This is a genomic window from Pseudomonas sp. NBRC 111140 (assembly GCF_001320885.1).
Classification (GTDB): Bacteria; Pseudomonadota; Gammaproteobacteria; order Pseudomonadales; family Pseudomonadaceae; genus Aquipseudomonas; species Aquipseudomonas putida_P.
In genome coordinates, this window is sequence record NZ_BCBQ01000001.1 from 20,157 (window position 1) to 35,163 (window position 15,007).

The window sequence follows — 15,007 nt, forward strand, 5'->3', positions numbered from 1 at the left end:
CCACTACAGAAAGACCAGTTCGAAAGGTTGCAGCAGACAATCCAGCAGATTGGACGGCAGCACTGGCTGTTCGTCGTCCCGTCCCAGCTGGCTGACGTGAGCGGCCAACGCCTTGCGCTTGCGTGCCAAGCGGCTTTCATCGAGTTGCAGACGGTGGGCACGGGGCCACGGCAGACGTGGATCGTCAGGCTCTGCCCAATGCCATGCCCAAACCGGTACCTCGGCCAATTGCACCTGGCGGGCCGCCGCCGCATGCGCGGCAGCGCGGCCGACGGCCTCGTGATCGCAATGCCCGTCATTACGCCAGGTAGCCATCAACAGGTCATCGGGCCGCAGCAACTGGGTGAGGTGGCTAACCAGAAACGCTTCTTCACGCGGCAGCTGGCCGTCCTTGAGATGCAGCCTGCGCCAGTCCATCTGGTTTGGCTCCAGGCCCAGCTGCTTCAGGGCCTGGCGGCTCTCCAGAGGGCGCTGGCGACGCAAGCGGTGCTCGCTCCAGTGGCTGGAACCTGGGTGACTGCCCTCACCATCGGTGGCGGAAATCAGCACCAGTTCTTCTTCGCGACCGGTGAACCCCGCCAGCAGGCCGCCGGCCATGAGTATTTCGTCGTCCGGGTGGGGTGCAATCAATACCAGGCGGCGCCCTGGCGGGCAAAGCTGGCGCGGATCGAGCCAGGTAGCACGGGCCAGATGCGCGGCCTGTTGCCAGGATGCCCAAGGCGTGCCACTGCTCGACTGAATCAGATTCTCGTTCATAGCTGCCAGGCTCCGGCCGGCCCCTGGGCCAACTGCTGGCCCAACACCGCCAGGTCACGCTCGGCATGACTTTGGCGAATGAACACCGGCAGATCGGCGCTCAGCCGAGCAAAGTGGCTGCTGCGGCAGAAGGGTGTGGCGCCCAGCGCTCGCCCGACATGGCTGATCACCTGTTCCACCGCCTGTTCTACCTGGGCACGGGTACGGCGCACTTCGAAACTGGCATCTGCTGCAGGCTGCAGGTCGATCCAGGCGGCGCACTCGCGCAGCGCTGCGCGGGCACCGTACAACGCAGCGTCAACGGCCCCCAGATGGGCATCGGCATGCGGGTCGGGGCGGGGCCTGCGGCAGTGTTCGCGCAGGTAGTCCGCCAGCGCTTCAGCCGCGCCGAACCAGCAGGCGGCGATGCCTGCACCGCCGTGCCAGAAGCCTGGGCGTGCAAGGTATTGGCCGGCCTTGCCGATGAGCGTACCAGGAGTGTCGTTGAACGACAGTTCGACGCTGGCAGTCGTGCCCATGCCTACAGCCTGCCAATGCTCGATGTTCAAACCCTGGCTCGGTTGCGACAATTCGATGGCCACCAGTTGCGGTTGCTCCGCCTCATCCCAGGCGGTGATCAACGCCCGGTCGATCTGCAAGGCGCCTGAACACCAGGCCTTGCGGCCGTTCAATAGCACCTGTTTACCTTCGCGAGCCGTGATCCGCGTACGGGCATCAGGCGGTTCGGCGGCCCACACGCCCCAGATGCCGTCGCGCGCCTGGTACGCGGCACCACACTCGGCCAGAATTGCCAGGGCATCTGTGTGGCCTTCATAGAGTTTGGCCAGAGCCAGGTCGCAACCCGCCACGCGGGCCAAGGTCTGCCAGCGACGCAGGGTGTTGCCTTGCCCCGGCAAGGGCAGCAGGTCCAGGTGGTCAGCTTGCAGCGCCTGAATCAGCTGCGGCAGCTGGGTATCGAGGTTAAGCGCTTGCTGGCGTTCGCCAAAGGCGCGCAACAGGCGGTCAAGGGTGGTCAGGTTGAAGTCTTGAACGATGCTCATGGGCGTGTCTCCCGGGTCATGTCCATTCGCTGTTGCGCCATCACGAGAGCCCCAGTTGCTTGCGCATGCGGGCAGTGATGGACTGGCGCACATTGCCCAGGTCGGCCCATGGGTCTTCGACTGCTGCGAGACGCTCGCGCACGTTGGCGATGTTCCACGTGTTGGCGGCCTTGAGCTGCACCAGCTCCTCGCGCCATATGGGCACCGAAACAGGCAGCCCCTCTCGGGCTCGCAGGGAGTAAGCGCACGCGGTGGTGGCGCCTTTGCTGTTGCGCAGGTAATCGATGAAGATGCGCCCAACACGGTTTTTCGGCCCAGAAACCGCGCTGAGACGGTCCGGGAACAACGTGGCCAGGTAGTTGACGATGGCGTGGCTGAAGCCTTTGACTTCGTCCCAGCCGGCGCGCCGGGTCAACGGCACTACAACATGAATGCCTTTGCCTCCACTGGTTTTCAGGAACACCTTCAGGCCTAGCTCGTCAAGCAGGGTAAGGGTGAGCTGAGTCGCCTCCAGCATGGCCTTCCAGGGCAACGCGGGGTCAGGGTCCAGGTCGAGCACGAAGCGGTCGGGTTTGTCGAAGTCCTTGTCCGTGGCGTTCCAGGTGTGCAGTTCAAGCATGTTCATCTGCACCGCGCCTAGCAGCGTGTCTGGGCGATTGATAACCATCGCCGCCTGGCCGGCCTCGGCCTTTTCGTAGCTAAGCACGTTGGGTATGTGCAGCTGGCCCGCATTCTTTTGGAAGAACAGCTCGCCGGCCAGGCCGTCCGGTGCGCGAACCAGCGCCACCGGGCGGTGCTTGAGCTGTGGCAGGATCCATTGGCTGATGTCGGCATAGTATTCGGCGACTTCGCGCTTGGTCGCACCCAGGGTGGCGTCGATCACCCTGTCAGGATGTGTCAGGTGCAGTTCATCCGGGGTTTCAGACGTCTTGGCCTGCTTGCTGCGCTTAGGCACGGTCTTGGCGGGCATGGCGCGCTCCAGGTCGATAGCTGTTGCCGCCTTGTCGTCGCGCAGGCCGTGGAAAACCGAGTGGCGTACGATGCCATCACGGGTCATCTGGGCATAGGCGACTTCAGCGAGCAGTTTCGGTTGCAGCCAATGCACACCACGGGCTTCGGCACCGGTGGGCGGCCTGGCCACGGCTGGCTTGGCAGTTTCCAGGGACGTTAACCGGGCAAGCAGCGTGGCCAGGGTGGTATCACTGAAGCCGGTACCTACCTTTCCGGCATAGCGCAGCTCACCACTGTCGTTGTCGTGCAGGGCCAGCAGCAAGGCCCCGAAGCCGCTGCGGCTGCCTTTGGGGTCGGTGTAGCCGACGATCACGAATTCCTGGCGTTGCTTGCACTTGAGCTTGACCCAGTCCGAGCTGCGGCGGCCACTGTACGGGCTGTCGACGCGTTTGCCGATCAGCCCTTCGAGCTGCAGACGGCAGGCGCTGTCGAGCAGGGATTCGACAGGCTGGTCAAAGTCGGCAGAAAACTTGAGTACGTCCGACTCATCGTGCCCAAGCAGTTGGCGCAAGGTGTCGCGGCGGCCCTGCAGCGGTACCTGACGCAGGTCCCGACCACCAAGAAACGGCAGGTCGAACAGGTAATAGGCAATGCCTTCGTCATGCTCGGTATCGAAGGCGTTCTGCAAGGCTTGGAAGTCTGCTGCGCCGTTTTCGTCAACCACCACCATTTCGCCATCGAGCCAGGCCGAACCGACACCCAGCGCGCGCAAGGCAGCGACCTGCCGGGGCATTTTGCTGCTCCAGTCGTGGCCATTGCGGGTGAACAGGCGGATGTCTTCGCCGTCGATGCGGGCCATGATGCGGTAGCCGTCGAACTTGACTTCATAGCGCCAGTCGCCGCTAGGCGGGGAATCCACCAACGTTGCAAGCTGCGGCTGTAGCTGCGCTGGCAACGGCGCATGCTGGCCTTTTCCGGTGCGTTGACGGTTGGTGCGCGGTGTAGTGGCCTTTTTTGCAGCGGCCTTGCGTGGCAACAAGGTGCGGTCGCTGAGCACGCTGTCGGGCTGGGCCTCGACAATGCTGTAGTCAGCTTCGCTGCGCGCCTGGCCATCGTGGGACTTCACCAGCATCCATTGCTCCTTTTTGCCGGCCAGGTGGGTGCGAAACAGGTTCCACACACCACTGAGCTTTTCACCCTGCAGGCGAAAGCGCAGCTTGCCTTTGGCATAAGCCTCACGGGCATCGCCCTCGGGCTCCCATATGCCACGGTCCCAAACGATCACATCGCCTGCACCATAGTGGCCTTCGGGGATATGCCCCTCGAAGTCGGCGTAGTCCAGCGGATGGTCCTCCACATGCACGGCCAGTCGGCGCACCTTGGGGTCCAGCGACGGCCCCTTGGGGATCGCCCAGCTCTTCAGGGTGCCATCAAGCTCCAGGCGGAAGTCATAGTGCAGGTGGCTGGCGTCATGCTTCTGGATGCAGAACAGCAGGGCGTGGGCCTGTTTACCACGGCTGCGCCTGCCGTCTGGCTCGGGCGTGGCGCTGAAGTCACGCTTGCGCGCATATTCCTGCAGGGGCTTGGCCATGGAGGGCTCCGGGTGGTTCGCAGTCTCTAAGGTGGGAGGCGCTGCAGTGAGGGGTAGTTCAAAAAACTCTGAATCTTCAACAGGCAGACGCAGTCGACCGAATGAAGCCAACCGACGGAGAACCCACATGGCCAGAACAGATAAACCCAAGCCGTACACCCCTACAGAAATCGATGACACCGAAGACCGCATGGGCAGCGTCCACGAGTTGGACTTCGATGAGCGCCTGGATGAGCGACAAGGACGTGTGGGCGACGAACGACCGGCCGACGACGTCGCTCGGGAGTTTTCACCACGGCGTGTGGCCGAAAGCGGCATGACCGGCGGCGAGGCGCTGAGTGATAGCCTGCATGAAGACAACGTCACCTATGACGATTTGAGCCCGGACACTCTGCTGGACGAAACAGGTGCCCGCGACCCGTATGAGTCTGGCGACAGTGAGGGCCCGGCGGATCAGACCTTGCGGCAGGTGAACGCCGATGAGATCGGGGGCGGCATAGGCTTGGACGAGGCCGAGCTGGCGCGGTCCGCGCCGCTGGACGGCATACCGTGGAGCGATGATGCGGTCATTGACGAGGACAGCAAGCCTTGAGCGAGCCGAGCCGCTGAGCGGCTGGACGTTGCCCTGAAGCCAGTGTCAGGTTTGGGCGGGTGTGTCGTCCTGGCGCATGGCTTTGGCGCGCTTTTCCAGGATCAGGTAGCAGATCACCGCCAGCAGCAGCGGGATCAAGTAGTACAGCGTGCGATAGCCCAGCAGGGCAGCCACCAGCGTGCCCTGGGCCATCTGCCCGTGTAGCAGAGCCAGAAACACTGCCTCCAGCACGCCGAGCCCGGCCGGTATATGCGCGACCACGCCAGCCACGCAGCTGATCAGCAGAATGCCTAGTATCGAGGGGTAAAACGCGTTGCCCGGCAAAAGCCAGAAGATCAGCAGCGCCATCAGTGCCCAGTTGCTGGCGCCCAGCGCCACCTGGCTCAACGCCAGGCGCAGCGACGGTAGCGTCACTTCGTGATCGCGCCAGCACCAGGTGCGCTTTTTGGCAAAACCACAGGCCAGCAGATAACCGCCGGCGATCGCCAGCAGCAGCAGGCCGATCAGGCGCAAGCCTGTAGCGCCCACCGCCCAGTTACTGGGCAGCTCGACCAGGTCCAAAGCAAATACTGTGCCGGCCAGTAGCATGTAGCCCATCCAGTTGGTCAGCAGGCCCAGGGTTAGAATGCGTGTGATCGTCGCCGTGTCCAGGCCAAGGCGCCCGTATAGCCGGTAACGCAAGGCGACGCCGCCCACCCAGGTGGTGAAATTGAGGTTGAAGGCGTAGCACACGAACGCGATGGGCACTACCTGCCGGACAGGCAAGTGGTGGCCGGTGTAAGCCCGTGCCAGCAGGTCGTAGCTGGCGAACGTGAGGTAGCTGCACAGCGCAATCGCCAAGCCTATGACGAGGGCACCAGGTTTGTAGGCCAGCAAGGACTGGCGCACTTCGTTCCAGTCCAGGTTACGCGCCAGCAGGTACAGCAACACAGGGATGAGGACCAGGAACGCCAGCGTGAACAAGCGTTTGCCCCAGCTTTGCCAGCCTTTGCGCGCCATCAGGTGCTGCCCTCGTGCAAGTCGCCCTGCGGCTCGGCTTCCGGCTGCACCGAGCGCAACCGCTGGCGGTGCGCCGGGAACCAGCCGGCAATGCGCGGAAAATGGCGAATCACGTGGAAACATACGAAAATCAGCGGTGCCCGCCACCAGTAACCGCGAATCATGCGCTCCAGGGTGACTGGCTTGCAGTGTTCGTTGGCCAGGGCCTGCAGGTGCTGATTCAGTTGCTGGTTGAAGGCTCGGTCACGGATGAACAGATTGGCCTCCAGGTTGAATGACAGGCTCAGTGGGTCGAGGTTGCTGGAACCGACGGTGGCCCACTGGTCGTCCACCAGCGCCACCTTGCCATGCAGCGGCCGCTGGCAGTATTCGTTAATCACCACGCCGTCGCGCAGCAGGTAGTTGTACAGCAGGCGTGAGAGTGCGCGGACCCAGCGCATGTCGGGTTGGCCCTGCAAAATCAAACGCACTTCCACGCCACGCCGGGCTGCATTGCGCAGCTCACGCATCAGCCGGTAGCCTGGGAAGAAATACGCATTGGCGACCACGATGCGCTGCTTGGCCCCCCGAAAAGCCTGAAGGTAGTGGGCTTCGATATCGGTACTGCGCAGCCCGTTGTCGCGCTCGACCAGCACGGCGCTGCTGGCCCCGGCAGGCTCGGTAACCGGGCGAACCGCACTGGGTGGCTGCAGCACTGGCGACATCAGGCGCTTGCTGGCGGCATGTACCTGTGCAACCACCGGGCCGGTGACTTCCACGGCATAGTCCTGCTTGGCCATGGCACCAAAGTCGCCTAGGTGGTCGGCGCTGTAGTTGATGCCTCCGATGAAGGCCCGCTCACCATCGACCACCACGATCTTGCGGTGCAGGCGCCGGAACAGGTTGGTACGCATGCCCACTAGCCGCGGCTGCGGGTCGAACGCGTGGAAGCTCACGCCCACATCGGTCATCGCCGAAATGAACGCGCCTGGCAGGTCGGCGGTGCCGTAGCCGTCTACCGCCACTTCCACACGCACGCCGCGCCGGGCCGCATCGATCAGCACCTGCTGCAGTTGCTGGCCAACCTTGTCGTCGAAGATGATGAACGTTTCCAGCAGGATTTCTTCTCGCGCCTGGGCCATGGCCTCGAACACGCGGGGGTAGTACTGCTCGCCATTGATCAGCAACTGCACGCTGTTGCCGTCTACCCAAGGTCGGTTCACAGGTTGATCTCCGCAGCCAGTGGGACGTGGTCGGAGAGGTGCGACCACGGGTATTTCGACAGCACCTGGGCAGCACCGGGCACGGCGTTGCGCAAGTAGATGCGGTCCAGGCGTAACAACGGCAGGCGCGCGGGGAAACTGCGCGCTGGCTTGCCGAAGGCCTCTATCAGGTGCTCGCAGAGCACGGCGTCGGCCTTAAGCCGCCAATCGTTGAAATCGCCGGCGACGATCACCGGCGCTTGGGGCGGCAGGCTGGCCAACAGGTCCAGCATCAGCGTGACCTGGCGCTGCCGGTGGGCCTCACGCAGGCCCAGGTGTACGCACACCGCATGCACCTGGTCATGGCCCGGCACTTCCAGCTGGCAATGCAGCAAGCCGCGCTGTTCGTTGCCCTGCACTGAAACATCCAGGTTGTTGAAGTGGCTGATGGGGAATTTCGACAGCAACGCGTTGCCGTGGTCGCCATGCGGGTACACGGCATTGCGCCCATAGGCGAACTGCGGCCACATGCTGTCGGCGAGAAACTCGTATTGCGGCGTTTCTGGCCAGGCCGCATGGCGCTGGGCATGTTGCTGGTGGCTGCCGTGCACTTCCTGCAAGAACACCAGGTCAGCGCCGGTGGCGCGCACCGCCTCGCGCAACTCGGGCAGGATGAAGCGCCGGTTGAAGAAGGTGAAGCCCTTGTGCACGTTAAGCGTCAGCACATTGAGCCGGCGCACCGTGGTGACTGTGTCGATGCTACGGTTTGGGGCGGGCAGGGTCTTGTCCACAAGGCGCCTTCCATTCAGTTGCTCTGAATGTGCGACTGGTGGAGCCCCCGCTGGGTTCAGCGCACGTGACCAATGGGAAGTGCTGATGTCGGGTTGAACTTTAGAGCGGCTGACGTTTCCACCGGTTATCCGCTTCGTGGAAGGGTGCCAGCATGAAATTCGACCGCTTCGCCCACTGGCTGGCCAATTGGGCCGGACGTCCGCTGAGCTTTGGCATCGCCTGCCTGCTGATCTTGACCTGGGCAGTGACCGGGCCGCTGTTTCACTTCAATGACACCTGGCAACTGGTGATCAACACCTCGACCACCATCATCACCTTCCTGATGGTGTTCCTGATCCAGAACACCCAGAACCGCGACAACGACGAACTGCACATCAAGATCGACGAACTGCTGCGCACCACGCGCCGGGCACACAAGGCGCTGCTGGACCTGGAGGATATGGACCCCGCCGAGCTGCACGCCCTGCGCAAGCAGTACCGACAAATGGCCGGGCAGGGCAACGATGCGCAGAACACCAAGGAATGAGCTGCCAACCCTGGAGGCAAGCATGGCCAGACATATCATCCACTTCACCGGGCCGATCAATTCCTCGACCTGTGGCAACCTGATCAGTACCTGTTCGCGGGCGTTGCAGCAGGGGGCCGAGGTGTTGCAACTGAACATCGCCACCATGGGCGGTGAATGCAGCTATGGGTTCACTTTGTACAATTTTCTGCGGGCGTTGCCAGTGGAGGTGCATACCCACAACCTGGGCACCGTGGAATCCATGGGCAATATCCTGTTCCTGGCCGGAGAACGGCGCACGGCGTGCAGTTTCAGCAAGTTCCTGTTCCATCCGTTTCACTGGACTTTGCATGGTTCGGTGGACCATTCACGGATGGCCGAGTATGCGATGAGCCTGGATTACGATCTGCGGCTCTATGCGCAGATCGTCACCGAGCGGACCGAGGGGGCAGCCGAGGTGCTGGATGTGCCACGCTACCTGATGGCCTATCCGCGGATTCTAGGGCCACGCGAGGCGATGGAGAACGGGCTGATTGATGCCATTGACGAAATGCCGATCGGGGTGGAGGCCGTTCAGTGGAGTGTGCATGCCTGAGTTTCGTGCCATTGGTCAGCTGCCGGCAAAACCATTGAGCAGACTCATCATTCAGAGGCTCGGAAGCTAGGCATGGCAAAGATTCATGCGACCAGCGAACCCATCGCAAGGAGAAACGACATGGCGCAAGACCAAGAGCGAACCCGCCAGCGCGGCGGCACCAAGGAAACCAACCCAGGCAACTTCGCCAATGACCGGGAACGGGCTTCGCGCGCTGGCCAAAAGGGCGGCAAGGCCTCTGGCGGTAACTTCGCCAACGATCGCCAACGGGCTTCGGAAGCAGGCCGCAAGGGTGGGCAGAACAGCCACGGCGGGAGCCGTAGCCAATGAGTGACAGCGCTCGCAGATGATGCCAATTGTTCGCCGAAATTTTGAATTTTCTGGCCATGGCCTGATCAATCAGGGTGTCATCCATGGAGAAGAGGAGGCCCCAGCGATGCCAGGCCCACAGCTGTACATCATCGATTACCAACTGCATGGCCAGCCGCGCAGTTTCATCATTCGTCTGGAGCGGCTGGACAATGCCGAAGCCTGGCATTGGGCAAGTTGCGATGCGGGCATCGGCATCATTCCCAAGTTTGGTCGCGAAAAGATCAAAAAGGTCAGCCGGCCCATGGCCGAACGCTATGGGATTACCGCCGTGAGCTGGCGGGTTTCAGGAAGCAAGCCAAACCAATCGGCGGGAGACCCGGCGGCGACAGGGTAATTGGCCTCTGCGCGGCTGACTCGCGAAGAGGCCAATGCTTCAACGGGTCATTGTGGCTTTTTCAGCACCAATGTCAGGATGTCATAGCTGGCCACCAGCTCACCCAGCTGGTTGGTCACCTCGACATCCCACGCCACCACACCCTGCGGCTGCCCCAGCGGGCTGGTCTTGCCTTGGTCGATCTTGCGCTTGCAGGTCAGGCGCGCCTGGATAGTATCGCCAATGCCCACCGGGTTGATGAAGCGCAAGGTATCCAGCCCATAGTTGGCCAGCACTGGCCCGGCACCGGGCGACACGAACAGCCCGGCCGCCGCCGACAGCACGAAGTAGCCGTGGGCGATACGTTTACCGAACTGCGATTCCTTCGCGGCGATTTCGTCGAAGTGCATGTAGAAATGGTCGCCCGACAGGCAGCCGAAATTGACCAGGTCAGCTTCCGTCACAGTGCGCCGATGGGTGAGCAGCGACTCGCCGATGCGCAGTTGCTCGAAGTAGCGGCGGAACGGGTGCACTTCGGTTTCGATCACTTCGCCACCACGCACGTATTCGCCGGTGACCGCCGTGAGCATGCTCGGCGAACCTTGTATGGCGGCGCGCTGCAGGTAGTGCTTGACCGCCCGCAGGCCACCCAGCTCTTCACCACCACCGGCCCGGCCCGGGCCGCCGTGCTTGAGTTGCGGCAGTGGCGAGCCGTGGCCGGTGGATTCCTTGGCGGCCTCGCTGTCGAGCACCAGCAGGCGGCCATGCCAGGCAGCCGCCGCCGGGATTGCCTTGGCAGCCACGCTGCGGTCGGCGGTAACCAGGGTCGCCACCAGGCTGCCTTTGCCACGCGCCGCCAGCGCCAAGGCTTCGTCGAGGTCGTCATAGGCCATTAGCGTGCTGACCGGGCCGAACGCTTCGATATCGTGGGCGCCACCTTCGGCATGCGGGTCGCGGGCTTGCAGCAGAGTCGGGGCGAAGAAGGCGCCCTCGGCCACGCCCTCGCCACGCGGGGCAAAGCCGTCGCTGGCGCCGAACAATTGGTCACAGCTTTGCAGCAAGCTGCGCACGCGCTCGGCCACGTCATGCTGCTGATCGTGGGAGGCCAAGGCGCCCATGCGCACGCCTTCCACCGACGGGTCACCGACCACGACTTTGCTCAACCGCTCGCGCAGGCGCGTGGCGACCGCATCGATATGCTTGGCCGGCACGATGGCGCGGCGGATGGCGGTGCATTTCTGCCCGGCCTTGGTGGTCATTTCACGCACCACCTCCTTGATGTAAAGGTCGAACTCTTCGCTGTCCGGGGTAACGTCCGGGCCAAGAATGGCGCAGTTCAGCGAGTCGGCTTCAGCTGTGAACGGTACCGAATTGCGTACAAGGTTCGGCGTGACACGCAATTTGGCGGCCGTGTCGGCGGAACCGGTGAAGGTCACCACGTCCTGGCCTTGCAGGCGGTCGAGCAGGTCGCCGGTACTGCCGATCACCAGTTGCAGACTGCCTTCGGGCAGCAGGCCGGAGGCATTCATCAGGCGCACCACAGCCTCGGTCAGGTAACTGGTCGAGGTCGCTGGCTTGACGATGCATGGCATGCCGGCCAGGAAGGTCGGGGCGAATTTTTCCAGCATGCCCCAGATGGGGAAGTTGAACGCGTTGATGTGCACCGCAACGCCTGCACGCGGCACCAGAATATGGCTGCCGGAGAAGTGGCCTTGCTTGCCCAACGGGATGGCTGGGCCTTCGTGCACCAGGTTGCCTGATGGAAGCTCGCGGCCGCCGATGCCGGCATAGGAAAACAGCGTGGCGTTGCCGCCTTCGATGTCGATCCAGCTGTCGGCACGGGTTGCACCGCTGTGGTGGGACAGGGCGTAGAGCTGCTCCTTGCGTTCGGCCAAATACAGCGCCAGGGCTTTGAGGCGTTGGGCGCGCTGCTGGAAGTCCATGCCCATCAGCGAGGCCAGCCCCCGCGCTCGCGCGTAATCCACAGCTTCGGCGAAGTCCGGGCGCTCTTCATGGCTGTAGGCCAGCACGTGGCCGTCAAGGGCGCTGCGCAGGGCCTGGGCGCCGTGCTGGCCGAGCCAACGGCCGGCGATGAAACTTTGCAGAGTAGGGGCGGCAGACATGCTGTTCTCCATGCTGTTCAAATGTGAGGGGGGCGCTGTTACCACAGCGCCAGGGTGTAACCGATGATCAGGCGGTTCTCGTCCACGGCGTTGGTCAGGCCATTGCCGGAGCGGAAGGTGACGTTGCGCCAGCGCAGGCTGACGTCTTTGAACGGGCCGCTCTGGATGACATAGGTGATGTCGGTATCGCGCTCGCGCTCGCGGCCATTGCTGACGGTGGCGGTTTGCGCATGACGGCCGTCGGTGTAACGGGACATGAAGCTCAGGCCAGGGATACCCATGGCAACGAAATCGTAGTCGTAGCGCACTTGCCACGAGTCCAGCCCGGCCCGGGTGAAGGTGTTGTAGGTGACCAGGTTGACGGTGAACGGGTCGCCACCGTTGACGAACGGGAAGGCGCTGTCACCGGACATCTGCTGCCAGGTGGCGGTGAACTTGTGCGCCCGTACACCCAGGGTGAACATGGCGTTGAAGTTGCGGTTATCGATGTTGCCGGCACGCTCGGCGCCATCATTGCGGCTGTCGAAATAGCGCAGGTCGCTGCGCAGGCTCACCCCTTCACTCAATGGGCGGGTATCGATCAGGCCGACGAACTGCTGGCGATAGATGTCCTCAAGCTTGGCGTAGTAGTAGCTGACGCTGGTTTGCGGGGTGATGGCGTAGCTACCACCACCAAAGTCCAGGTGGTCGCTGGTCGCGGCGCCGTAGCCGATGTCATCGCGGCCCGAGGAATCGCGCAGGTTGGCCTTGGTCAGGCGGCCGCCATTGAAAGTAAGGCCTTCGAGGTCCTGGCTGGTCAGCAGGCCACCCTGGAAGGTGGATGCCAGCAGTCGGGTGTCGTTGTACACCACCACCGGCAGAATCGGCTGCAAGGTGCCCAGGCGCAGGGTGCTTTTGGACACCCGCACCTTGCCGGTCAGGCCCAACTCACTGTAGTCGTCGACGGGTTCATGGCTGTTCGGGCCGAAGGGCAACAGGCCGGTGTTGCGACGGTCCCGGCTGGAGTCGAGCTTGATGCCCAACTGGCCCATGGCGTCGACGCCAAAGCCGACGGGGCCTTCGGTGAAGCCCGACTCCAGCTTGGCGGTGAAGCCCTGGCCCCATTCCTCGGCCTTGGCCTGGGGCGCATTGCTTTGGCGGAAGTCGCGGTTGATGTAGTGGTTGCGCAGCTCCAGGCGTGCATGGCTGTCGCCGATGAAGTCCGCCAGCGCCGGCATTGGCAGGGCGAGGGTGGCCAGCCAGGCGGCTGACATGAAGTGCGTGCGGTTCATTGTTGTTGTTTTACCCGACATGGTTGTTCGTCCTTGAAATCAGTGCTTGCTGGCGCCGGCAGCGCCGATGCCGGTCATGGAGCGGATGAACTGGCCCAGGTAGCGGCCACGTTCCTCGACGGCACGTTCGGAGCTGTCGGTAACCGAGAACACCCAGGCACTGAGGAAGGCCAGGCTCATGGAGAACAGTGCCGGGTTGCTGTAGGGGAACAGCGCCGTCTCGTTGTGCAACACGTTGACCCACACTGCTGGGCCCAGCACGACCAACAGCACCGCCGAGACCAGGCCGGCCATGCTGCCGCACACCGCGCCGCGGGTGGTCAGGCCTTTCCAGAACATCGAGAGCAGCAGCACCGGGAAGTTGACCGAGGCGGCTACCGCCAGCACCAGGCCGGAGAGGAAGGCGATGTTCTGCGACTCGAACATCAGGCCGAGGATCACCGCAAGCAGGCCGATGACCAGCGTGGCAACACGCGACACGCGCATTTCCTCTTGCTCGGTCGCCTTGCCTTTGCGCATCACGCAGGCATACAGATCGTGGGAGACCGCCGATGCCCCGGACAGCGCCAGGCCGGCGACCACGGCCAGGATGGTGGCGAAAGCCACGGCAGAGATGAAGCCGAGGAACAGGTTGCCACCCACGGCCTGGGCCAAGTGCACGGCGACCATGTTGCCGCCGCCGATGATGGCGCCGGTGGCATCGCGGTAGGACGGCTCGGTGCCAACCATCACGATGGCGCCAAAGCCGACAATGATCAGCAGCAGGTAGAAGTAACCGATGAAGCCAGTGGCGTAGAACACGCTCTTGCGTGCTTCCTTGGCATCACTGACGGTGAAGAAGCGCATCAGAATATGCGGCAGGCCGGCGGTGCCGAACATCATGCCTAAACCGAGAGAAATCGCGTCCACTGGGTTTGACAGCAAGCCGCCCGGGGCCATGATCGCCTGGCCCTTGGCATGCACGGCCACGGCGCTGGCAAACATCGCTTCGGTGCTGAAACCAAAGTGCTTGAGCACCATGAAGGCCATGAAGCTGGTGCCCGACAGCAGCATTACGGCCTTGATGATCTGCACCCAGGTGGTGGCGAGCATGCCGCCGAAGGTGACATAGGCGACCATCAGCACACCGACCAGCATCACGGCGTACAGGTAGCTGATACCGAACAGCAGCTCGATCAGCTTGCCGGCGCCGACCATCTGCGCCACCAGGTACATCAACGCCACCACCAGGGTGCCAAAGGCCGAGGTCAGGCGCACCGGGGTTTGCGCCAGGCGGTAGCTGACCACGTCGGCGAAAGTGTACTTGCCCAGGTTGCGCAGGCGCTCTGCAATCAGGAACAGGATGATCGGCCAACCGGCCAGTACGCCCAGGGCATACAGCAGGCCGTCGTAGCCGTTCATGAACATCATCGCGGAAATACCCAGGAACGACGCGGCGCTGATCATGTCACCGGCGATCGCCAGGCCGTTCTGCATACCGGTCAGCCCCCCGCCAGCGGTGTAGAAGTCGCTGGCTGAGCGGGTGCGCAGGGCAGCCCAGCGGGTGACCAGCAGCGTGAAGCAGACGAACACCATGAACATCGAAATGGCGGTCCAGTTCATTGTGCGCACTCCTGCTTGACCTTGTCGTTGAGCGGGTCGAGCACGTTGTTGGCGCGGTGCACATAGATGCCGGTAAGGGCGAAGGACAGCAGCACCATCAGCACGCCCACCAGCATGCCGACAGTGGTCACGCCGCCGCTGAGGGACTGGCCCAATGTGCTGGGCGAGAACGCCACCAGCAGGACGAAGCCGTAGTAGATCACCAGCATGGCCAGGGTCAGGCTGCCATTGAGACGGCGCTTGCGCCGCACCAGGTGCTGGAAGTCGGGGTGGTTGGCGATGCTTTCTATGCGTTCGGGTGTCATGGGTTGCGATCTCTGGGTG

Annotated in this window: 15 protein-coding genes; 5 read left to right on the plus strand and 10 right to left on the minus strand. The window is 63.2% G+C overall.

All coding sequences use genetic code 11. The annotated features are described in order from the left end of the window. Window positions 1–3: 3 nt before the first annotated feature. The 3 genes from APH42_RS00105 to ligD are packed head-to-tail and all read right to left on the minus strand — an operon-like array spanning window position 4 to window position 4,338. Entirely contained in the window at window positions 4–756 is a 753-nt protein-coding gene (locus APH42_RS00105; RefSeq protein ID WP_012272276.1) for a PIG-L deacetylase family protein, read from the minus strand. Next, window positions 753–1,796 (minus strand): acyl-CoA dehydrogenase, encoded by a 1,044-nt coding sequence (locus APH42_RS00110; RefSeq protein WP_012272275.1) that lies wholly within the window; start codon window positions 1,794–1,796, stop codon window positions 753–755. The genes APH42_RS00105 and APH42_RS00110 overlap by 4 nt, the downstream gene beginning before the upstream one ends. 40 nt (window positions 1,797–1,836) lie before the next feature. Then, window positions 1,837–4,338, minus strand: coding sequence for a DNA ligase D (gene ligD, locus APH42_RS00115; protein ID WP_060492370.1), 2,502 nt, complete (start codon window positions 4,336–4,338; stop codon window positions 1,837–1,839). Window positions 4,339–4,465: 127 nt separating this feature from the next. On the opposite strand from ligD, the gene APH42_RS00120 reads away from it, so the two are divergent. Further along, window positions 4,466–4,930: a hypothetical protein gene (locus APH42_RS00120; RefSeq protein ID WP_060492371.1), complete on the plus strand. Its 465-nt coding sequence runs from the start codon at window positions 4,466–4,468 to the stop codon at window positions 4,928–4,930. 45 nt (window positions 4,931–4,975) lie between these two features. Here APH42_RS00120 and APH42_RS00125 read toward each other — a convergent pair whose 3' ends face one another. The 3 genes from APH42_RS00125 to APH42_RS00135 are packed head-to-tail and all read right to left on the minus strand — an operon-like array spanning window position 4,976 to window position 7,901. Beyond that, entirely contained in the window at window positions 4,976–5,929 is a 954-nt protein-coding gene (locus tag APH42_RS00125) for a lysylphosphatidylglycerol synthase domain-containing protein (protein ID WP_060492372.1), read from the minus strand. Then, entirely contained in the window at window positions 5,929–7,131 is a 1,203-nt protein-coding gene (clsB, locus tag APH42_RS00130; protein ID WP_060492373.1) for a cardiolipin synthase ClsB, read from the minus strand. Before clsB ends, APH42_RS00125 begins: the two co-directional genes overlap by 1 nt. Beyond that, complete coding sequence (locus tag APH42_RS00135; RefSeq protein ID WP_012272270.1) at window positions 7,128–7,901, minus strand: endonuclease/exonuclease/phosphatase family protein; 774 nt, start codon at window positions 7,899–7,901, stop codon at window positions 7,128–7,130. The genes clsB and APH42_RS00135 overlap by 4 nt, the downstream gene beginning before the upstream one ends. Window positions 7,902–8,053: 152 nt before the next feature. Here APH42_RS00135 and APH42_RS00140 point away from each other — a divergent pair, with 152 nt between their 5' ends. From APH42_RS00140 to APH42_RS00155, 4 genes are all read left to right on the plus strand, one after another. Continuing rightward, window positions 8,054–8,428, plus strand: a complete 375-nt coding sequence (locus APH42_RS00140; RefSeq protein WP_012272269.1) for a low affinity iron permease family protein — start codon at window positions 8,054–8,056, stop codon at window positions 8,426–8,428. Between the two features lie 22 nt (window positions 8,429–8,450). Further along, window positions 8,451–9,002 carry an ATP-dependent Clp protease proteolytic subunit gene (locus APH42_RS00145; RefSeq protein WP_012272268.1) on the plus strand — a complete coding sequence of 184 codons (552 nt, stop codon included), beginning with the start codon at window positions 8,451–8,453 and terminating at the stop codon, window positions 9,000–9,002. Between the two features lie 120 nt (window positions 9,003–9,122). Next, complete coding sequence (locus APH42_RS00150) at window positions 9,123–9,332, plus strand: general stress protein (RefSeq protein WP_012272267.1); 210 nt, start codon at window positions 9,123–9,125, stop codon at window positions 9,330–9,332. Between the two features lie 106 nt (window positions 9,333–9,438). Continuing rightward, window positions 9,439–9,708, plus strand: a complete 270-nt coding sequence (locus APH42_RS00155) for a DUF6555 family protein (RefSeq protein WP_012272266.1) — start codon at window positions 9,439–9,441, stop codon at window positions 9,706–9,708. 47 nt (window positions 9,709–9,755) lie between these two features. On the opposite strand, the gene paaZ is transcribed toward APH42_RS00155, so the two are convergent. The 4 genes from paaZ to APH42_RS30290 are packed head-to-tail and all read right to left on the minus strand — an operon-like array spanning window position 9,756 to window position 14,988. Next, complete coding sequence (paaZ, locus tag APH42_RS00160) at window positions 9,756–11,810, minus strand: phenylacetic acid degradation bifunctional protein PaaZ (protein WP_060492374.1); 2,055 nt, start codon at window positions 11,808–11,810, stop codon at window positions 9,756–9,758. Window positions 11,811–11,848: 38 nt separating this feature from the next. Further along, window positions 11,849–13,081, minus strand: coding sequence for an OprD family porin (locus APH42_RS00165; RefSeq protein WP_012272264.1), 1,233 nt, complete (start codon window positions 13,079–13,081; stop codon window positions 11,849–11,851). Window positions 13,082–13,120: 39 nt separating this feature from the next. Further along, the gene (locus APH42_RS00170) at window positions 13,121–14,683 is read right to left on the minus strand and encodes a cation acetate symporter (protein ID WP_060492375.1); all 1,563 of its coding nucleotides are present in this window, start codon (window positions 14,681–14,683) and stop codon (window positions 13,121–13,123) included. After that, window positions 14,680–14,988: a DUF485 domain-containing protein gene (locus APH42_RS30290; RefSeq protein WP_012272262.1), complete on the minus strand. Its 309-nt coding sequence runs from the start codon at window positions 14,986–14,988 to the stop codon at window positions 14,680–14,682. The genes APH42_RS00170 and APH42_RS30290 overlap by 4 nt, the downstream gene beginning before the upstream one ends. Window positions 14,989–15,007 lie beyond the last annotated feature (19 nt).